This window comes from Lysobacter niastensis, assembly GCF_015453285.1.
Classification (GTDB): domain Bacteria; phylum Pseudomonadota; class Gammaproteobacteria; order Xanthomonadales; family Xanthomonadaceae; genus Lysobacter_J; species Lysobacter_J niastensis.
This window is the reverse complement of sequence record NZ_JADLZT010000011.1, coordinates 66,908-85,491: the sequence shown is the minus strand read 5'-3', so window position 1 is coordinate 85,491 and position 18,584 is coordinate 66,908. Positions and strand designations below refer to the sequence as shown.

Annotated in this window: 16 protein-coding genes and 5 tRNA genes; 20 read left to right on the top strand and 1 reads right to left on the bottom strand. The window is 66.0% G+C overall.

Annotated features, from left to right (window positions below):
- Window positions 1–76: 76 nt before the first annotated feature.
- Window positions 77–1,348, bottom strand: coding sequence for a glutamyl-tRNA reductase (gene hemA, locus IU514_RS17275; RefSeq protein ID WP_194932390.1), 1,272 nt, complete (start codon window positions 1,346–1,348; stop codon window positions 77–79).
- Window positions 1,349–1,464: 116 nt separating this feature from the next.
- Here hemA and IU514_RS17270 point away from each other — a divergent pair, with 116 nt between their 5' ends.
- The 20 genes from IU514_RS17270 (at window position 1,465) to rpoB (ending at window position 18,530) form a co-directional block, all read left to right on the top strand.
- A complete protein-coding gene (locus tag IU514_RS17270) occupies window positions 1,465–3,171 on the top strand; it encodes a tetratricopeptide repeat protein (RefSeq protein ID WP_194932389.1) in 1,707 nt (568 codons plus the stop codon).
- The gene (lolB, locus tag IU514_RS17265; RefSeq protein WP_194932388.1) at window positions 3,168–3,794 is read left to right on the top strand and encodes a lipoprotein insertase outer membrane protein LolB; all 627 of its coding nucleotides are present in this window, start codon (window positions 3,168–3,170) and stop codon (window positions 3,792–3,794) included. The genes IU514_RS17270 and lolB overlap by 4 nt, the downstream gene beginning before the upstream one ends.
- Window positions 3,791–4,663 (top strand): 4-(cytidine 5'-diphospho)-2-C-methyl-D-erythritol kinase, encoded by an 873-nt coding sequence (gene ispE, locus IU514_RS17260; RefSeq protein ID WP_194932387.1) that lies wholly within the window; start codon window positions 3,791–3,793, stop codon window positions 4,661–4,663. Before lolB ends, ispE begins: the two co-directional genes overlap by 4 nt.
- A 30-nt stretch (window positions 4,664–4,693) precedes the next feature.
- A tRNA-Gln gene (locus IU514_RS17255) sits at window positions 4,694–4,770 on the top strand.
- Between the two features lie 82 nt (window positions 4,771–4,852).
- Window positions 4,853–5,812: a ribose-phosphate diphosphokinase gene (locus IU514_RS17250; RefSeq protein ID WP_194932386.1), complete on the top strand. Its 960-nt coding sequence runs from the start codon at window positions 4,853–4,855 to the stop codon at window positions 5,810–5,812.
- Between the two features lie 118 nt (window positions 5,813–5,930).
- The gene (locus IU514_RS17245) at window positions 5,931–6,584 is read left to right on the top strand and encodes a 50S ribosomal protein L25/general stress protein Ctc (protein WP_194932385.1); all 654 of its coding nucleotides are present in this window, start codon (window positions 5,931–5,933) and stop codon (window positions 6,582–6,584) included.
- 63 nt (window positions 6,585–6,647) lie between these two features.
- The gene (pth, locus tag IU514_RS17240) at window positions 6,648–7,229 is read left to right on the top strand and encodes an aminoacyl-tRNA hydrolase (RefSeq protein WP_194932384.1); all 582 of its coding nucleotides are present in this window, start codon (window positions 6,648–6,650) and stop codon (window positions 7,227–7,229) included.
- Between the two features lie 64 nt (window positions 7,230–7,293).
- On the top strand, window positions 7,294–8,385 hold the full coding sequence (gene ychF, locus IU514_RS17235) for a redox-regulated ATPase YchF (RefSeq protein WP_194932383.1): 1,092 nt from the start codon (window positions 7,294–7,296) through the stop codon (window positions 8,383–8,385).
- 130 nt (window positions 8,386–8,515) lie between these two features.
- Window positions 8,516–8,601 (top strand) — tRNA-Tyr (locus IU514_RS17230).
- A 108-nt stretch (window positions 8,602–8,709) separates the two neighbouring features.
- A tRNA-Gly gene (locus tag IU514_RS17225) sits at window positions 8,710–8,783 on the top strand.
- A 36-nt stretch (window positions 8,784–8,819) separates the two neighbouring features.
- Window positions 8,820–8,895, top strand: a tRNA-Thr gene (locus IU514_RS17220).
- A 103-nt stretch (window positions 8,896–8,998) separates the two neighbouring features.
- Window positions 8,999–10,189 (top strand): elongation factor Tu, encoded by a 1,191-nt coding sequence (gene tuf, locus IU514_RS17215; RefSeq protein WP_194932371.1) that lies wholly within the window; start codon window positions 8,999–9,001, stop codon window positions 10,187–10,189.
- A 142-nt stretch (window positions 10,190–10,331) separates the two neighbouring features.
- Window positions 10,332–10,407: transfer RNA gene (locus IU514_RS17210), tRNA-Trp, on the top strand.
- An 88-nt stretch (window positions 10,408–10,495) separates the two neighbouring features.
- Window positions 10,496–10,873, top strand: coding sequence for a preprotein translocase subunit SecE (secE, locus tag IU514_RS17205; RefSeq protein ID WP_194932382.1), 378 nt, complete (start codon window positions 10,496–10,498; stop codon window positions 10,871–10,873).
- A gap of 3 nt (window positions 10,874–10,876) precedes the next feature.
- Window positions 10,877–11,446 (top strand): transcription termination/antitermination protein NusG, encoded by a 570-nt coding sequence (nusG, locus tag IU514_RS17200; RefSeq protein WP_194932381.1) that lies wholly within the window; start codon window positions 10,877–10,879, stop codon window positions 11,444–11,446.
- Window positions 11,447–11,651: 205 nt separating this feature from the next.
- On the top strand, window positions 11,652–12,080 hold the full coding sequence (gene rplK, locus IU514_RS17195; RefSeq protein WP_194932380.1) for a 50S ribosomal protein L11: 429 nt from the start codon (window positions 11,652–11,654) through the stop codon (window positions 12,078–12,080).
- A 3-nt stretch (window positions 12,081–12,083) separates the two neighbouring features.
- On the top strand, window positions 12,084–12,782 hold the full coding sequence (gene rplA, locus IU514_RS17190; protein ID WP_194932379.1) for a 50S ribosomal protein L1: 699 nt from the start codon (window positions 12,084–12,086) through the stop codon (window positions 12,780–12,782).
- A 334-nt stretch (window positions 12,783–13,116) separates the two neighbouring features.
- Window positions 13,117–13,647, top strand: a complete 531-nt coding sequence (gene rplJ / locus IU514_RS17185; RefSeq protein ID WP_194932378.1) for a 50S ribosomal protein L10 — start codon at window positions 13,117–13,119, stop codon at window positions 13,645–13,647.
- A 65-nt stretch (window positions 13,648–13,712) separates the two neighbouring features.
- Entirely contained in the window at window positions 13,713–14,087 is a 375-nt protein-coding gene (gene rplL, locus IU514_RS17180) for a 50S ribosomal protein L7/L12 (protein ID WP_194932377.1), read from the top strand.
- A gap of 291 nt (window positions 14,088–14,378) precedes the next feature.
- Window positions 14,379–18,530: a DNA-directed RNA polymerase subunit beta gene (rpoB, locus tag IU514_RS17175; RefSeq protein ID WP_194932376.1), complete on the top strand. Its 4,152-nt coding sequence runs from the start codon at window positions 14,379–14,381 to the stop codon at window positions 18,528–18,530.
- The last annotated feature ends 54 nt before the right edge of the window (window positions 18,531–18,584 follow it).

The following is an 18,584-nucleotide window of genomic DNA, read 5'->3' as shown; positions in this document are numbered from 1 at the left end:
CGGAGCGTCTGAATCTGAGGATAGCCCGGCGGATCCGGGGGGCGAGGCAACAACGGGTGACGCAGGCGCGTCGTCGCTACCCGGCGCTGTCGTCGTCCTGGCCGTCCTGCGCGGGAAACAGCCGGTCGGCCGCGCGGGCGAGGTCGCTGTTGCCGGTCAACGCGGCTTCGCGCAGCGCGACCGTGGGCGCATGCAGCAGGCGGTTGGTCAGCGTATGTGCGAGGAAGTTGAGCACTTCCTCCGGATTCTCGCCGGAAGCGAGTTGCTGGCGCGCCTTGGCCAGCACTTCGGCTTTGGCCGCTTCGCCGTGCGCGCGCAGGCGTTTCAACGGTGCCGTGCGGGTGCTGGCAACGAGCGTTTCGTTGAAACGTGCCACCTGCAGTTCGACGATCGCTTCGGCCTCGGCAGCCGCCTCGCGCCGGCCGCGCCGGTTGTCCTCGATCGCGCGCTCGAGGTCATCGACGGTGTACAGGAACACGTCCTTCAACTCGGCCACGTCCGCGGCGATGTCACGCGGCACGGCCAGGTCGAGCAGCAGCATGGGGCGATGCCTGCGCGGGGCCAGCGCGGCGGCGACCTGCGGCTTGCGCAGGATCGGGTCGCGGCTGGCGGTGGCCGAGATCACGACGTCCGCTTCGCCGAGATGCTTGTCGAGCTCGCCCAACGGCAGGGCGACGCCACCGTGGCGGCTGGCCAGCTCCTGCGCATGGGAGAGCGTCCGGTTGGCAACCAGCAAACGCTTCGCACGGGCCTGCACGAGATGGCGTGCGGCCAGCTCGATGGTCTCGCCGGCGCCGATGAGCAGGACGGTGGAGTCTTCCAGGCGGGAGAACGATTCCTGTGCCAGGCGTACGGCGGCCGAGGCCACCGACACCGGATTGGCGCCGATGCGGGTGTCGGTGCGGGCGCGTTTTGCGGTAGTGAAGGCATGCTGGAACAGCCGGTCGAGGTGGTTGCCCAAGCTGCCGGCGTTGCGCGCCGTCGCCCAGGCATCCTTCACCTGGCCCAGGATCTGCGGCTCGCCCAGCACCAGCGAGTCGAGTCCGGTGGCGACGCGAAACAGGTGGCGCACCGCATCGGCATCGCGATGGCGATACAGGTAGGCGTGCAGGTCGCCGACTTCGTCCGGATGCGTGGCCAGCCAGTCGGCCAAGGCCTGGCCATCGTCGTCGGCGACGGCATAGAGTTCGGTGCGGTTGCAGGTCGACAGCAACGCTACTTCGCGGACCTGCGGCAACGCACGCAGCGCTTCGAGCGCCGCCGGCACGGTATCGGCCGAAAACGCGACGCGTTCGCGCAGGCTGACCGGCGCGGTCTGGTGGTTGATGCCAAGGACGAACAAACTCATCTACGCCGGGCTCTTGCGTTCAGGTGCTTGCGATAAGCTGCTGGCTGCCGAAGGCCGCCATTCTACCGGCCCTGACTCCGACCAGCTTGAAGCTTTCGATACCCGCAGCGTTTCGCTTGTCGACCTTCCCGCGTGCCGCGGCACTCGCCCTGGCCCTGCTGGGCACCGTGTCGATCCTTCCCGCGCAGGCTGAACGGGCGTCCGCCAGCGCACCGAAGGACGCCGCGTCCGAGTCGATAGAGCCGTTGCTGGCCGGCGAGTTCGCCCTGCAGGCGGGCCAGTTGGATGACGCCGCACGCTGGTACCTCCAGGCTGCCAAGGACGCCGGCGACGCCTCGCTGGCAGAGCGGGCCACCCGGATCGCGCTGCTGGCCAAGGACGACGCCCGCGCGGCGGAAGCGATCGCGCTGTGGCGCAGGCTGGCCGGCGAGACCGCGAGCCTGCAGGCCGCCGAGGCCACGCTGGCGCTGCGTAAAGGCAACGACCGGCAGGCGCGCAAGTATCTGGTGGCCCTGATGCAGCAGCCCGGCGACGATGGCTGGCGGCAGGCCTTCGGCGTGCTGCTGACCGGCGACCCGCAGCATTCGGCGCGCCTGCTCGAGAAGCTGGTCGACGACGGGCAGATCCCGCCGCGCTTGCAGGCCTGGCTGGCGTTTGGTGGTCTCGCGCAGAAGCTGGAGCAGCCGGACCTGGCCGAACAGATCGTGGCCGAGGTGGTGCGGCGCTTCCCGGGCGAGCCGCGGGTCGCGTTGCTGCGTGCCAGCCAGTTGCGCGAGGCCGGCAAGACCGACGAGGCGCGGCAGGTGCTGGCGCCGCTGGCCGAGCAGGCCGGCAGCGACGCCGAACTCCGGCTCGCGATCGCCAGCGAGTACGACAGCCTGGGCGACCTGAAGGCCGCCGCCGCCACGCTCGCGCGCGGGCCGCAGGACGACCAGACCTACGCCTTGCGGGCCTCGCTGCTCGCCCGGGCCGAAGACAAGCTGACGCTGACGCGCCTCTATGACGAGTTGAAAGGCACCGCGAGCAAGCCCGAACCGAGCCGCCGCCTGTTGCTGGGCCAGTTGGCGGAGTTCCTCGAGCGCAACGAGGAAGCCCTGGACTGGTACCGCGGCGTACCGGGCGGGCCCCAGCGTTGGCAGGCGCGTCTGCGCGCGGCCAACGTGCTGCATGAGCTCAAGCGTTCGAAAGAGGCCTATGCCGAGCTCGAGGCGATCCAGTCCGACGTGACCGCCGAGGACGAGTCGCGCCGCGACGCCTACTTGTTGGAGGCGTCGCTGCGGCAGGAGGACAAGAACGATGCCGGCGAGTTGGACGCCTACGCGCGTGGCCTGGCGGCATTCCCGGACGATGCCGACCTGCTGTACGCCCGCGCGCTGGGCTGGGAGCGTCGCGATGACATCCCTCGCGCCGAAGCGGATTTCCGCAAGATCCTCGTGTCCGATCCGGACAGCATCGCGGCGCTCAACGCGCTGGGTTACACGCTCGCCGACCGCACGACGCGCTACCGCGAAGCACTGGAGCTGATCGACCGCGCGCGCGCGGCCGAACCCGACAATGCCGCCATCATCGACAGCTACGGGTGGGTGCTTTATCGGCTCGGCCGCAAGCAGGACGCGCTGGTGGAGTTGCGCCGCGCTTTCGCGCTGCAGAAAGACGCGGAAATCGCCGCCCATCTCGCTGAAGTGCTATGGGAGCTCGGCAAGCGCGATGAAGCGCGCAAGTATTTCGACGAGGCTGCCCGCCTCGACCCGGACAATCGCTCGCTGAAGCGCGCGCTTGAGCGCACCGGCGCGTCCGCGATCACGACCGGGGTTGGCGCGTGACGGCACGAGCGCTGGTCCTCGCGGTCTCATTGGCCTGTTTGTCCGCCTGCACCGCCACGGCGCCACGAGCGACGTTGCCTCCCGACCGGATCGCCTCGGCCGAAGCGGAGCAAGTGGCGCGCGAGGCAGCGCTGCGTGAGCAATCGGCGTGGTCGCTGCAGGGCCGCATCGCCGTGGCCAACCAGGGCAAGGGCGGCAGCGGTCGCATTGACTGGCGGCAGGAGGGGGCGCGTTACCAGGTGGCGCTGAGTGCGCCGGTAACCCGGCAGAGCTGGCGCCTCAGTGGCGACGGCGACGGCGCCCGCCTGGAAGGCATAGAAGGCGGTCCACGTGAAGGCAGCGATGCCGCGCAACTGCTGCGCGAGGCCACCGGCTGGGAGATCCCGGTGGCCGCCCTGGCCGAATGGGTGCGTGGTGCGCGTGCGCCAGGGCTGGGTCCGGCGCGCGTTGCCTATGGCGTCGACGGCCGGCTCGCGCACCTGGAGCAGGGCGGCTGGGCGATCGACTATGTATGGAACGCCATGTCGGCCGATCCGGTCCTGCCGGCCCGGCTCACCGCCCGCCGCGGCGAGGCGCAGGTTAGGCTGATCATCGACCGCTGGGGCGACGGCGTCATCGAATGAAACCCATCGATTCCGACGGCTGGTCGTCCTGGCCGGCCCCGGCCAAGCTCAATCTGTTCCTTCGCATCACCGGTCGCCGCGCCGACGGCTACCACCTGCTGCAGACCGTATTCAGGATCCTGGACTGGGGCGACACCATACGACTGCGCGTTCGCGAGGATGGCGTGGTGCGTCTCCACGGCGGGTCCGTGCCGGGTGTCGATGAGGCGGATGACCTGACGGTTCGTGCCGCAAAACTGCTGCAATCGGCGACCAATTCCGCGCCCGGTGCCGACATCACCATCGAAAAGTGCATTCCGGCCGGCGGTGGTTTCGGCGGCGGCTCGTCGGATGCCGCGACGGTGTTGGTGGCGCTGGATGCGCTGTGGGGAACCGCGCTCGGAGTCGAGCGATTGGCTGAGCTGGGCTTGCAGTTGGGCGCGGACGTGCCCGTCTTCGTGCGCGGTGAGAATGCCTGGGCCGAAGGAGTGGGGGAGCGCCTGGCGCCGGTGTCACTGCCACCGGCCTGGTATCTGCTGGCCGACCCCGGTGTGCATGCGCCGACCGAGGCCCTGTTCCAGTCTCCTGAATTGACGCGGGATGCAGCGCCCGCGACAATATCGGACTTCGTTTCGGGTGTGCCGCTCGGGAATGCGTTCGAGCCGGTATTGCGCGCCCGCGAAGCAGCCGTGGAGGCTGTTTTCGCGGCATTGTCGCATGTCGGTTCGCCGCGCCTGACCGGGTCCGGCAGCGGTTGTTTCGTCGAGTTCGCCACGCGCGAATCGGCCGAGGCGGCGCTGGCGGCATTGCCGCCGGGCCTGCGGGTCTGGCTGGTGGCCGGTGCGGCGCGTTCGCCGCTGCACGCCGCGCTCGAAGCGTATCGCCCCTGAGTCAGCTCCGGGGTGGTGAAAACCATCCGCAGGGGCGTCGCCAAGTGGCCCAAGGCACCGGGTTTTGATCCCGGCATTCGTAGGTTCGAATCCTACCGCCCCTGCCAATTCGAATACGGGACTGGTCCGGATGCCCCGGGTCTGACAGGACGTCACCCCGCCCACGGTCAGAGCGAAGCGGAGAAGACAGTGCAGAACGATCGCAACCTGCTGGTATTCAGCGGCAATGCCAACCGCCCGCTCGCCGAGGCGGTGTGCAAGGAACTCGGCATTCGCCTGGGCAAGGCCCTGGTCAGCCGTTTCTCCGACGGCGAAGTGCAGGTCGAGATCGAGGAGAACGTGCGCCGGCAGGAAGTGTTCGTGATCCAGCCGACGAACGCGCCCAGTGCCGAGAACCTGGTGGAGCTGCTGGTCCTGATCGACGCGCTCAAGCGCGCCTCCGTCAGCAGCATCACCGCGGTGGTGCCGTATTTCGGCTACGCCCGCCAGGACCGTCGTCCGCGTTCCTCACGCGTGCCGATCACGGCCAAGGTAGTGGCCAAGATGTTTGGTTCGGTGGGCGCCGACCGCGTGCTGACGGTCGACCTGCATGCCGACCAGATCCAGGGCTTCTTCGATGTCCCGGTCGACAACGTGTACGCCTCGCCGCTGCTGCTCGCCGATATCTGGCGTGCGCACGGTACTGACAACCTGATCGTGGTCTCGCCGGACGTCGGCGGCGTGGTGCGCGCTCGTGCGATCGCCAAGCGCCTCGACGACGCCGACCTGGCCATCATCGACAAGCGCCGTCCGCGTGCGAACGTGGCGACGGTGATGAACATCATCGGTGACGTCGCCGGCAAGACCTGCGTTCTGGTCGACGACATCGTCGACACCGCCGGCACCCTGTGCGCCGCAGCCAATGCGCTCAAGGCGCAGGGCGCGACCAAGGTGGTGGCGTACTGCACGCATCCGGTGCTGTCGGGTGCGGCGATGGACAACGTGACGAAATCGCAGCTCGACGAGTTGGTGGTGACCGACACCATCCCGCTGTCCGATGCGGCCAAGGCCTGCAGCAAGATCCGCCAGCTCAGCGTGGCCGAGCTGCTGGCCGAGACGATCCGCCGCGTCGCCTTCGGCGAGTCGGTGAGCTCGCTGTACGTCGACTGATAAAGAAATCTGCGGCGCCGGCTTCTGGTCGCCGCCGCAAATCGCCGCTCACCTGGTCGCGGGTGAGCGTTTACCCCGCCGCGAGGCGGGTCCATTGCAAGCCAAGTGAGTCAATCCAATGTCCGAACATATCCTCAAGGCCACGGGCCGCAGCGTCGAAGGGAAGGGTGCGAGCCGCCGCCTTCGTCATGCCGCCTCGATCCCGGCCATCGTCTACGGCGGCAAGTCCGCTCCGCAGGCCATCCAGCTCGACCACGAGAAGATCTGGCTGGCGCAGCAGAACGAGTGGTTCTACTCGTCGATCCTCAGCCTCGACATCGACGGCAAGGTCGAGAGCGTGCTGCTGCGTGACATGCAGCGCCATCCGTTCAAGCAGATCATCATGCACCTGGACTTCCAGCGCGTTGACGCCAACCAGGCCCTGCGCGTGAAGGTGCCGCTGCACTTCCTCAACCAGGAGAAGTCGCCGGCCGGCAAGACCGCGGGCATCGTGATCCTGCACGAGCTCAACGAAGTCGAGATCAGCTGCCTGCCGAAGGACCTGCCGGAGTTCATCGAAGTCGACCTGGCTGCGCTGAAGATCGGCGACATCGTCCACCTGTCGGAGCTGAAGCTGCCGAAGGGCGTCGAGATCCCCGAGCTGAAGCAGGGCAAGGAACACGACATCGCCGTCGTCATTGCCAAGCACGGCAAGGAAGAGGTCGAGGCTCCGGCCGAGGAAGGCTCTGCCGAAGTGCCGGCCGCCAAGGTCAGCAAGAAGGACGAGAAGTAATCACGCCGCGCCGGTCCGTCCAGAGGGCGGACCGGCGTGCGTATTGCTTCGTGACGCGACCTGATGGCAGGGCTGCGCCTCATCGTCGGGCTGGGCAATCCCGGTCCCGAGCACACCCGGACCCGGCACAATGCCGGGTTCTGGTTTGTTGACGCCCTTGCGGACCGCCTCGGCGGCCGCTTCGGGCTGGAATCCAAGCTGTTCGGCGAGACCTGCAAGATCGACGTCGCCGGCACTCCGGTCTGGCTGCTCAAGCCGGCCACGTTCATGAACCTCTCCGGCAAGTCGGTCACGGCGGCGTTGCGCTACTGGAAGATCGAGCCGGAGGAAATGCTGGTCGCGCATGACGAGCTGGACCTGCCCACGGGCACCGCGCGGCTCAAGTTCGACGGTGGCCACGGCGGGCAGAACGGCCTGCGCGACATCACCCGGTTGCTGGGTCATGGCAAGTACCACCGTCTGCGGGTCGGCATCGGCCATCCCGGCCACAAGGACAAGGTCACCCCCTGGGTGCTCGGCCGTCCCGGTCGTGACGACGAGGCCGCGATCCTGCGCGCCATCGCCGATTCCGAGGACGTGCTGCCGCTGGCGGTTGCCGGCGACTTCAACGAGGCCATGAAGCGGCTGCATACGCCGCGGGCCTGATCGTTTCATCCCCCAATTCATGGCGCCGGCCCGGCCGGCGCCGCATCAGAGCGAGAACAGCGTCATGGGCATCAAATGCGGCATCGTCGGTCTGCCTAACGTCGGCAAGTCGACCCTTTTCAACGCCCTGACCAAGGCCGGCATCGCCGCCGCCAACTTCCCGTTCTGCACGATCGAGCCGAACGTCGGCGTGGTGCCGGTGCCGGATCCGCGCCTGAATGCGCTGGCCGACATCGTCAAGCCGCAAAAGCTGATCCCGACCGCGGTCGAGTTCGTTGACATCGCCGGCCTAGTCGCGGGCGCCGCCAGCGGCGAGGGCCTGGGCAACAAGTTCCTGGCCCACATCCGCGAGGTGGACGCGATCACCCACGTCGTGCGCTGTTTCGAGAATCCGGACGTCATCCACGTCAGCAACCGCATCGACCCGATCGCCGACATCGAGACGATCGACACCGAGCTGGCGCTGGCCGACCTGGAGTCCGTCGAGAAGGCCCTGCAGCGCGCCGAACGCACGGCCAAGACCGGCGACAAGGACGCCAAGGCCCGTGTCGAGGTGCTCGGCCGCGTCCGCGCCGGCCTGGACGCCGGCAAGGCGGCTCGCGGGATGGGCCTGTCGGACGACGACAAGCTGCTGCTGCGCGACCTGTTCCTGCTGACGCTGAAGCCGGTGATGTACGTCGCCAACGTCCTGGAGGACGGCTTCGAGAACAATCCGCACCTGGATGCCGTCCGCGCCCGTGCCGTCACCGAGGGCGCCGAAGTGGTGCCGGTGTGCGCCGCCATCGAGGAAGAGCTCAGCCAGCTCGATGACGCCGACCGCGATACCTTCCTGGCCGACCTCGGACTGGACGAGCCGGGGCTGAACCGGGTCATCCGTGCGGGTTACAAGCTGCTGGGCCTGCAGACCTATTTCACCGCTGGTGTGAAGGAAGTGCGCGCCTGGACCGTCAGGGCCGGCTCCACGGCACCGCAGGCCGCGGCGGTGATCCACACCGATTTCGAGAAGGGTTTCATCCGCGCCGAAACCATCGCCTACGACGACTTCATCAAGTACAAGGGCGAGTCTGGCGCGCGCGACGCGGGGCGCCTGCGTCTGGAAGGCAAGGAATACCGGGTTCAGGAAGGCGACGTGCTGCACTTCCGCTTCAACGTCTGACCGGGGGTTCGTGCGCCGGCAGCGGGTAGCGATGGGCGGGTGCGAGAAGAAATATCCCCCCCGCCCGCAAACAAGTGAACAAAACGCGTTGACAACCTCAATTCACAGCGCCAGAATTGCGGGCTCTTTTGGAGGGATACCCAAGCGGCCAACGGGGGCAGACTGTAAATCTGCTGGCTTACGCCTTCGGTGGTTCGAATCCACCTCCCTCCACCAGTTTCAATCAGCCGAAAGGCTGGGCCGGTCGCAAGACGGGTGGCAATAACAGTAAACTCCGATGGATTTACCAGCCATCGGCGCGGTACCCAAGCAGGTCTGTCCGGCGCGGGAGTAGTTCAATGGTAGAACCTCAGCCTTCCAAGCTGATGGTGCGGGTTCGATTCCCGTCTCCCGCTCCATTGAAGACGCAACGCCAACCTGTTTGAAAATGTTTCGCTCACGTAGCTCAGTCGGTAGAGCACCTCCTTGGTAAGGAGGAGGTCGCTGGTTCGATTCCAGTCGTGAGCACCACATCGAAGTAATCGTAGTTTCGGTTTCACTCCGGTCGCGGCGGGTCCGCCGCGAATAATCCGGCGGCGATCCACCCGTAATCTTCTAGCGAGAAGCGACTGTCATGGCCAAGGGTAAGTTTGAGCGCACCAAGCCGCACGTGAACGTGGGCACGATCGGTCACGTCGACCACGGCAAGACCACGCTGACGGCAGCGCTGACGAAGGTGGGCGCCGAGCGTTTCGGTGGCGAGTTCAAGGCATACGACGCGATCGACGCGGCGCCGGAAGAGAAGGCGCGCGGCATCACGATCTCGACGGCACACGTCGAGTACGAGAGCCCGAACCGTCACTACGCGCACGTGGACTGCCCGGGCCACGCCGACTACGTGAAGAACATGATCACCGGTGCTGCCCAGATGGACGGCGCGATCCTGGTGTGCTCGGCCGCTGACGGCCCGATGCCGCAGACGCGCGAGCACATCCTGCTGTCGCGCCAGGTCGGCGTGCCGTACATCGTCGTGTTCCTGAACAAGGCCGACATGGTGGACGACGCCGAGCTGCTCGAGTTGGTCGAGATGGAAGTTCGCGAGCTGCTGAGCAAGTACGAGTTCCCGGGCGACGACACCCCGATCATCCACGGCTCGGCCCGTCTGGCGCTGGAAGGCGACCAGTCGGAGATCGGCGTGCCGGCGATCCTGAAGCTGGTTGAGGCGCTGGACACGTTCATCCCGCTGCCGGAGCGCGCGATCGACAAGCCGTTCCTGATGCCGGTGGAAGACGTGTTCTCGATCTCGGGCCGCGGCACCGTGGTGACCGGCCGTATCGAGCGCGGCATCATCAAGGTGGGCGACGAAATCGAAATCGTCGGCATCCGTCCGACGCAGAAGACGACCGTCACCGGCGTCGAGATGTTCCGCAAGCTGCTGGACCAGGGTCAGGCGGGCGACAACGCCGGTCTGCTGCTGCGCGGCACCAAGCGTGACGACGTCGAGCGTGGCCAGGTGCTGGCCAAGCCGGGTTCGATCACCCCGCACACCGAGTTCGAGGCCGAGGTGTACGTGCTGTCGAAGGACGAGGGCGGCCGTCACACCCCGTTCTTCAAGGGCTACCGCCCGCAGTTCTACTTCCGCACGACCGACATCACCGGCGCGGTGCAGCTGCCGGAAGGCGTCGAGATGGTCATGCCGGGCGACAACATCAAGATGGTCGTCCAGCTGATCAACCCGGTGGCGATGGACGAAGGCCTGCGCTTCGCGATCCGCGAAGGCGGCCGTACCGTCGGCGCCGGCGTCGTGGCCAAGATCATCAAGTAAGATCGTCGCCACGGCAGCCCGCTGTCGTGGCAACTTTCCGATAGTGCGATGGTCTGATGGCCTGCGCGTTATCAGGACGGTGACTCAGCAGGCGAGTCGGCAACGGCTCGCCGTCGCTGTCTAAGGAAAACCCGTTTAACGTACGCCAGTAGCTCAATTGGCAGAGCAGCGGTCTCCAAAACCGCAGGTTGGGGGTTCGAGTCCCTCCTGGCGTGCCACCTGCTATGCGGATCCTCCCGCAGAAGACCGGCTGAATAGCCGGGCTTTCCAACAAAAGACGCGGCATTGCGTCGCGTGATGGATCGGATGAACAGCAAGGTCGAACAACCCGGCTCCGCGTCTGCGGGCGATATGGTCAAGTACGTCGTGGCGCTGCTGCTGGTTGCCGCAGGCGTTGCCGCCTATATCTACTTCGACCAGTGGGCCGGCCCGCTGCGCGCGCTGGCTGTGGCCGCTGGCCTGGTGCTGGGCGCGCTGGTGTTCCTGTCCAGTGGAAAGGGTCTGCAGACCCGCGAGTTCCTCTCCGAGTCGCGCTTCGAACTGCGCAAGGTGGTCTGGCCGACCCGTCAGGAAGCCATGCGCACCACCTGGGTCGTCATGATTGCCGTGGCCGTGCTGAGTCTGATTCTCGCCGGCTTCGATCTGATCATCCAGTTCGCGGTAAAGGCAATTTTGGGGCAATAAGCAATGACCGAAGTGCAGAAACGCTGGTACGTCGTCCACGCCTATTCGGGCTTCGAGAAGTCCGTGGCGCAGGCGCTGCGTGACCGCATCGTGCGCGACGGAATGCAGGACCGGTTCGGTGAAGTGCTGGTTCCGACCGAAGAGGTTGTCGAGATGCGCTCCGGCCAGAAGCGCCGTTCCGAGCGCAAGTTCTTCCCGGGCTACGTCCTGGTGCAGATCGCCACTCATGACGAAGCGGGCATTCCGCGCATGGACAACGAGAGCTGGCACCTGGTCAAGGAGACCCCGAAGGTGATGGGCTTCATCGGTGGCACCGCCGACCGCCCGCTGCCGATCGCCGACCGCGAGGCCGATGCCATCCTGCAGCGCGTTCAGGAAGGCGTGGAGAAGCCCAAGCCCAAGGTGCTGTTCGAGCCGGGCGAGATGGTCCGCGTCATCGACGGCCCGTTCAACGACTTCAACGGCGTGGTCGAAGAGATCAATTACGAGAAGAGCCGCCTGCGCGTGGCCGTGCTCATCTTCGGCCGCTCGACCCCGGTCGAGCTGGAATTTGGCCAGGTCGAGAAGGCCTGAGCCCCGGCCCCGGGCGCTCTGCCCGGAATGGTCCGAAAAACCTGATACACTAGCGGGCTTGCTCCCTTGGGAGCCCGTAAGCAGGGAACGCAGCCGCCGCGAGGCGGCTGTCTGCGCAACGGACAACGTGATGTCGGGACACGTGATTTTCCCGGCGCGATGGGGAGCCTGAGACCCAGGCGTTAGCACCCGGAGAGCAATCAAAATGGCTAAGAAAGTAGTCGGTTACATCAAGCTTCAGGTCAAGGCCGGTCAGGCCAACCCGTCGCCGCCGGTCGGTCCGGCCCTCGGTCAGCGCGGCCTGAACATCATGGAGTTCTGCAAGGCGTTCAACGCGGCGACCTCCAAGCTCGAGCCGGGTCTGCCGACCCCGGTCATCATCACGGCCTATTCGGACCGTACCTTCACCTTCGTCACCAAGAGCACGCCGGCTTCGGTGCTGCTGAAGAAGGCCGCGGGCATTGCCTCGGGCTCCAAGCGCCCGAACACCGACAAGGTGGGCAAGGTCACCCGCGCCCAGCTCGAAGCCATCGCCAAGCAGAAGGAAGCCGACCTGACGGCGGCCGACCTGGATGCAGCGGTGAAGACGATTGCGGGTTCGGCCCGCAGCATGGGCCTGGTGGTGGAGGGTTAAGACATGGCAATGACCAAGCGCGAGAAGTCCATCAAGGCTGCCGTCGTCCCGGGTAAGGCTTACCCGATCGACGAAGCGATCAAGATCATCAAGACCGCCACCAAGGCCAAGTTCGTCGAATCCGTCGACGTGGCCGTGCGTCTCGGCGTGGATGCGAAGAAGTCCGACCAGCAGGTGCGCGGTTCGACCGTGCTGCCGGCCGGTACCGGCAAGAGCGTGCGCGTGGCCGTGTTCGCCCCGGCCGGTGCCAAGGCCGACGAGGCCCTGGCCGCTGGCGCCGAGGCGGTCGGCATGGACGACCTGGCCGAGAAGATGATGGCCGGCGACCTGAACTACGACGTCGTCATCGCCACCCCGGACGCCATGCGCGTCGTCGGTAAGCTGGGCCAGGTGCTCGGTCCGCGCGGCCTGATGCCGAACCCGAAGGTCGGCACCGTGTCGCCGAACCCGGCCGAGGCGGTCAAGAACGCCAAGGGCGGCCAGGTGCGCTACCGCACCGACAAGGCCGGCATCATCCACTGCACCATCGGCAAGGCCAGCTTCGAAGACGCCTCGCTGAAGGACAACCTGCACGCCCTGCTGCTTGACCTGATCAAGGCCAAGCCGTCCACCGCCAAGGGCCAGTACCTGCAGAAGATTTCGATCAGCTCGACCATGGGCCCCGGCGTGACCGTGGACCAGGGCACGCTGACCCTGAAGTAATTCGTTTCAAGCCGGTGGCTCGCGCCGCCGGCTGCAAGTTTTGAGGGCGTCGCCGCAGTCCGCTGTGGCGGCAGCCGTCAAAGACCGCAGGTGCGGTCAGCGCCTACCGGCGACGGGCATGGATGCTCGACATGGCATGGATTCGCCGCCGGTGGAAGCGGGATTGCTTAATCCGGACCCGTCCGGGGTCGGCCTGCGTAGATGGTGCCTTCTGGAAATTTTTTCTGGAGTGGCCACCACCGGGATGCGTGTGCATCCCCGGCGCCAGGGATCCGGTGCCGCCCAGGACCGCAAGCGGCAGGAGCCGTGAGCGGAATTCAATTGGAGGAGTGCAATGGCTCTCAATCTGTCCCAGAAGCAAGAAGTAGTCGCCGAACTGGCGGAAGTCGCTTCGAAGGCCCACTCCTTGGTCGCTGCCGAGTACGCAGGCACCACGGTCAGTCAAATGACCGCGATGCGCAAGAAGGCTCGCGAATCCGGCGTGTTCTTGAAGGTTGTCAAGAACACCCTGGCCGCGCGCGCCGTCGAAGGCACCGACTTCGAGTGCACGAAGGATGCACTGGTCGGTCCGCTGCTGTACGCGTTTTCGGCGGAAGACCCCGGTGCTGCCGGGCGTCTGATCAAGGAATTCGCCAAGACCAACGACAAGCTGCAGGCGAAGGTCGTCTCGATCGACGGCAAGCTCTTCCCGGGCTCGCACGTCGAAGTGCTGGCCGCGCTGCCGACTCGTGAACAGGCCCTGGCCATGCTGGCCCGCGTCCTGGCCGAGCCGGTCACCATGTTCGCCCGCGTCGTCAAGGCCGTGGCTGACAAGCAGGGTGGCGGCGAAGAAGCAACTGCCGAGGCTGCGACCGAGACGGCGTGATCGTCTCGCTGACGCGAAGCTAGTGAACCGATTCGTAAGTTCAAAAATTTCCAGAGGTTAACAACATGTCCCTGTCCAACGAACAGATCGTCGACGCCGTTGCCGGCATGACCATCAGCCAGGTGATGGACCTGGTCAAGGCGATCGAAGACAAGTTCGGCGTCACCGCCGCTGCCCCGGTCATGATGGCCGCCGGCCCGGCTGCTGCCGCTGCCCCGGTTGAAGAGCAGACCGAGTTCACCGTCGTCCTGAAGGCCGCCGGCGAGAAGAAGGTCGAAGTCATCAAGGCCGTCCGCGCCATCACCGGCCTGGGCCTGAAGGAAGCGAAGGACCTCGTCGAAGGCGCCCCGCAGACCGTGAAGGAAGGCGTGTCGAAGGACGACTCCGCCAAGTTCAAGAAGGATCTCGAGGCTGCCGGCGCCACCGTCGAGCTGAAGTAAGCAGTACTTGCGTCGCCGGATGGTACTGGCGACCACCTGAGGCTGGGGACGAAAGTCCCCGGCCTTTGGCCGTTCCAGGGAGTTCGCTCCCCGGGCGTCCAGGCAACACGCTGTACCCATCGAGTTGACAGTCGGAAGTAGCGGGAGAAGGCGTGCTGGTGCCGGCAATACCAGCGACTTCCCACTGGCAATTCATCGTTCCCCTAGGGCTCGGACCGCGGACGCGCGGACCGGCGGGGAGCCGAGGCATCGGCTCTCCAGCCCATCAGCTAACCGAGGCGGTAGCTCACCATGACGTACTCGTTCACCGAAAAGAAGCGCATCCGCAAGGACTTCGGCAAGCGCCGTTCGATCCTCGAAGTGCCCTTCCTGCTGGCCATCCAGGTCGATTCCTATCGCGAGTTCCTGCAGGAAAACGCGGACCCGGCCAAGCGTGAGGACCGCGGCCTGCACGCCGCCCTGAAGTCGGTGTTCCCGATCTCCAGCTACTCCGGCAACGCCGCTCTCGAATACGTCGGCTACAAGCTCGGCGACCCTGCCTTCGATGAGCGCGAGTGCCGCAACCGCGGCCTGTCCTACGGCGCCCCGCTGCGCGTCACCGTGCGCCTGGTCATCTACGACCGCGAGTCGTCGACCAAGGCCATCAAGTACGTGAAGGAGCAGGAAGTCTACATGGGCGAGATTCCGCTCATGACCGACAACGGCACCTTCATCGTCAACGGCACCGAGCGCGTCATCGTCTCGCAGCTGCATCGCAGCCCGGGCGTGTTCTTCGACCACGACCGCGGCAAGACGCACAGCTCGGGCAAGCTGTTGTACAGCGCCCGCATCATTCCTTACCGCGGCTCCTGGCTGGACTTCGAGTTCGACCCGAAGGACGCGCTGTTCACCCGTATCGACCGCCGCCGCAAGCTGCCGGTGACCGTGCTGCTTCGCGCGCTCGGTTACAGCAACGAAGAGATGCTGCGCGAGTTCTTCGAGATCAACACCTTCCACATCGATCCGAAGGAAGGCGTGCAGCTCGAGCTCGTCCCGGAACGCCTGCGTGGCGAAACGCTGAACTTCGACCTCGCCGACGGCGAGAGGGTCATCGTCGAAGCCGGCCGCCGCATCACCGCGCGCCACGTCAAGCAGCTCGAGCAGTCGGGCATCTCTGCGCTGGCCGTGCCGGACGAGTACCTCATTGGCCGCATCCTCGCCAATGACGTCGTCGACGCGAACACCGGCGAACTGCTGGCCACCGCCAACGACGAGATCAGCGAAGACCAGCTGGCCAAGTTCCGCAAGGCCGGTATCGACGCCGTCGGCACGCTGTGGGTCAACGACCTGGATCGTGGCGCTTACCTGTCGCACACCCTGCGCATCGACTCGACCCGCACCCAGCTGGAAGCGCTGGTCGAGATCTACCGCATGATGCGTCCGGGCGAGCCGCCGACCAAGGACGCCGCGCAGAACCTGTTCCACAACCTGTTCTTCACGTTCGAGCGCTACGACCTGTCGGCCGTGGGCCGCATGAAGTTCAACCGCCGCCTCGGCCGCAAGGCAACCGAAGGCGCGTCGGTGCTCTACGACGCCAAGTACTTCGCCGACCGCAAGGACGACGAGTCCGTCCGCCTGCGCGAAGCGTGCGGCCAGACCTCCGACATCCTCGACGTGATCAAGGTCCTGACCGAGATCCGCAACGGTCGCGGCACCGTCGACGACATCGACCACCTGGGCAACCGTCGCGTGCGTTCGGTCGGCGAAATGGCCGAGAACGTGTTCCGCGTCGGCCTGGTCCGCGTCGAGCGCGCCGTCAAGGAACGGCTGTCGATGGCCGAGTCCGAAGGCCTGACCCCGCAGGAACTGATCAACGCCAAGCCGGTGGCGGCCGCGATCAAGGAGTTCTTCGGCTCCTCGCAGCTGTCGCAGTTCATGGACCAGAACAACCCGCTGTCGGAAGTGACGCACAAGCGTCGCGTCTCGGCGCTGGGTCCGGGCGGCCTGACCCGCGAGCGCGCCGGCTTCGAAGTGCGCGACGTGCATCCGACCCATTACGGCCGCGTCTGCACCATCGAGACGCCTGAAGGCCCGAACATCGGCCTGATCAACTCGCTGGCCGTGTTCGCCCGCACCAACAAGTACGGCTTCCTCGAGACGCCGTACCGCAAGGTCGTGGACGGCCGCGTCACCGATGACGTCGACTACCTGTCGGCCATCGAAGAGAACGAGTACGTCATCGCCCAGGCGAACGCGCCGCAGGACGACAAGGGCCACATCACCGCCCAGTTCGTCGCCTGCCGCTTCCAGGGCGAGTCGCTGCTGAAGCCGCCGAGCGAAATCCACTACATGGACGTCTCGCCGATGCAGACCGTGTCGGTCGCGGCGGCGCTCGTGCCGTTCCTCGAGCACGACGACGCCAACCGCGCACTGATGGGCGCGAACATGCAGCGCCAGGCCGTGCCGACGCTGCGTGCGCAGAAGCCGCTGGTCGGCACCGGCATCGAGCGTGCCGTGGCCCGCGACTCCGGCGTGACCGTGAATGCGCTGCGCGGTGGCGTGATCGAGCAGATCGACGCCGGCCGCATCGTGGTCAAGGTCAACGAGAACGAGATCTCCGGCGAAACCGATGCCGGCGTCGACATCTACAACCTGATCAAGTACACGCGTTCGAACCAGAACACCTGCATCAACCAGACTCCGCTGGTGAAGGTGGGCAACGTGATCGCGCGCGGTGACGTGCTGGCCGACGGTCCCTCGACCGACATCGGCGAGCTCGCGCTGGGCCAGAACATGCTGGTCGCGTTCATGCCGTGGAACGGCTACAACTTCGAAGACTCGATCCTGCTCTCCGAGCGCGTGGTCGAGGAGGATCGCTACACCACGATCCACATCGAAGAGCTGACCTGCGTTGCCCGCGACACGAAGCTGGGTCCGGAGGAAATCTCCGCCGACATCCCGAACGTCTCCGAGCAGGCGCTGAACCGCCTCGACGAGTCGGGCGTGGTGTACATCGGTGCGGAAGTGCGTGCCGGCGACATCATGGTCGGCAAGGTCACGCCGAAGGGCGAGAGCCAGCTGACTCCGGAAGAGAAGCTGCTGCGTGCGATCTTCGGCGAGAAGGCGTCCGACGTTAAGGACAGCTCGCTGCGCGTGCCGCCGGGCATGGACGGCACCGTCATCGACGTGCAGGTCTTCACCCGCGACGGCATCGAGAAGGACAAGCGCGCTCGCCAGATCGAGGAATCGGAAATCCGTCGCGTCAAGAAGGACTTCGACGACCAGTACCGCATCCTCGAAGCCGCGATCTACGACCGCCTGAAGTCCCAGCTGGTCGGCAAAGTCGCCAATGGCGGCGCCGGCCTGAAGAAGGGCGACACCGTCACCAGCCTCGTGCTCGACGGCCTGTCCAAGAAGGACTGGTTCAGCCTGCGCATGAAGGACGAGGACGCCATCGAGGCGATCGAGCGCGCGCAGAAGCAGATCGACGTCCACAAGGAAGAGTTCGAGAAGCGCTTCGCCGACAAGCGCGGCAAGATCACCCAGGGCGACGATCTCGCTCCGGGCGTGCTGAAGATGGTCAAGGTCTTCCTGGCCGTTAAGCGCCGCATCCAGCCGGGCGACAAGATGGCCGGCCGCCACGGCAACAAGGGTGTCGTGTCGACCATCGTGCCGGTGCAGGACATGCCGTACATGGCCGATGGCCAGACGGTGGATATCGTCCTGAATCCGCTAGGCGTGCCGTCGCGTATGAACATCGGCCAGATCCTCGAGGTGCATCTGGGCTGGGCCGCCAAGGGCCTGGGTCAGAAGATCCAGCGCATGCTGGAGGCACAGCAGAAGGTCGCCGAGCTGCGCAAGTTCCTCGACGAGATCTACAACCACGATCGGACCACGCACGAGGAGCGCGTCGATCTCAAGCAGTTCAGCGATACCGAACTGCTGGCGCTGGCGCAGAACCTCATCGACGGTGTGCCCATGGCGACCCCGGTGTTCGATGGCGCGGCCGAGGCCGAGATCAAGAAGATGCTCGAACTCGCCGATCTGCCGCTAAGCGGTCAGACCGTGCTGCACGACGGTCGTACCGGCGAAGCCTTTGAGCGCCCGGTCACGGTCGGCTACATGCACATGCTGAAGCTGAACCACCTGGTCGACGACAAGATGCATGCACGTTCGACCGGTCCGTACTCGCTCGTCACCCAGCAGCCGCTGGGCGGCAAGGCGCAGTTCGGCGGCCAGCGTTTCGGCGAAATGGAAGTCTGGGCACTGGAAGCGTACGGCGCCGCCTACACCCTGCAGGAAATGCTGACGGTGAAGTCCGACGACGTGCAGGGCCGTAACCAGATGTACAAGAACATCGTCGACGGCGAGTACGAGATGGTTGCCGGCATGCCGGAATCCTTCAACGTGTTGGTGAAGGAAATCCGCTCGCTCGCGATCAACATGGAGCTGGAAGAGCACTGAGGTCCGGAAAGGGAGCGCTGCGTTCCGCGCGCTCCCGTTCCACCGACGTGATTT

What these genes read in the sequence shown, in the direction of transcription:
- rpoB (WP_194932376.1), top strand. Translation starts at nt 14,379, where the DNA reads ATGACGTACTCGTTCACCGAAAAGAAGCGCATCCGCAAGGACTTCGGC.
- hemA (WP_194932390.1), bottom strand. Translation starts at nt 1,348, where the DNA reads ATGAGTTTGTTCGTCCTTGGCATCAACCACCAGACCGCGCCGGTCAGC.
- ispE (WP_194932387.1), top strand. Translation starts at nt 3,791, where the DNA reads ATGAAACCCATCGATTCCGACGGCTGGTCGTCCTGGCCGGCCCCGGCC.
- tuf (WP_194932371.1), top strand. Translation starts at nt 8,999, where the DNA reads ATGGCCAAGGGTAAGTTTGAGCGCACCAAGCCGCACGTGAACGTGGGC.
- ychF (WP_194932383.1), top strand. Translation starts at nt 7,294, where the DNA reads ATGGGCATCAAATGCGGCATCGTCGGTCTGCCTAACGTCGGCAAGTCG.
- secE (WP_194932382.1), top strand. Translation starts at nt 10,496, where the DNA reads ATGAACAGCAAGGTCGAACAACCCGGCTCCGCGTCTGCGGGCGATATG.
- rplJ (WP_194932378.1), top strand. Translation starts at nt 13,117, where the DNA reads ATGGCTCTCAATCTGTCCCAGAAGCAAGAAGTAGTCGCCGAACTGGCG.
- pth (WP_194932384.1), top strand. Translation starts at nt 6,648, where the DNA reads ATGGCAGGGCTGCGCCTCATCGTCGGGCTGGGCAATCCCGGTCCCGAG.
- IU514_RS17245 (WP_194932385.1), top strand. Translation starts at nt 5,931, where the DNA reads ATGTCCGAACATATCCTCAAGGCCACGGGCCGCAGCGTCGAAGGGAAG.
- rplL (WP_194932377.1), top strand. Translation starts at nt 13,713, where the DNA reads ATGTCCCTGTCCAACGAACAGATCGTCGACGCCGTTGCCGGCATGACC.
- rplK (WP_194932380.1), top strand. Translation starts at nt 11,652, where the DNA reads ATGGCTAAGAAAGTAGTCGGTTACATCAAGCTTCAGGTCAAGGCCGGT.
- nusG (WP_194932381.1), top strand. Translation starts at nt 10,877, where the DNA reads ATGACCGAAGTGCAGAAACGCTGGTACGTCGTCCACGCCTATTCGGGC.
- rplA (WP_194932379.1), top strand. Translation starts at nt 12,084, where the DNA reads ATGGCAATGACCAAGCGCGAGAAGTCCATCAAGGCTGCCGTCGTCCCG.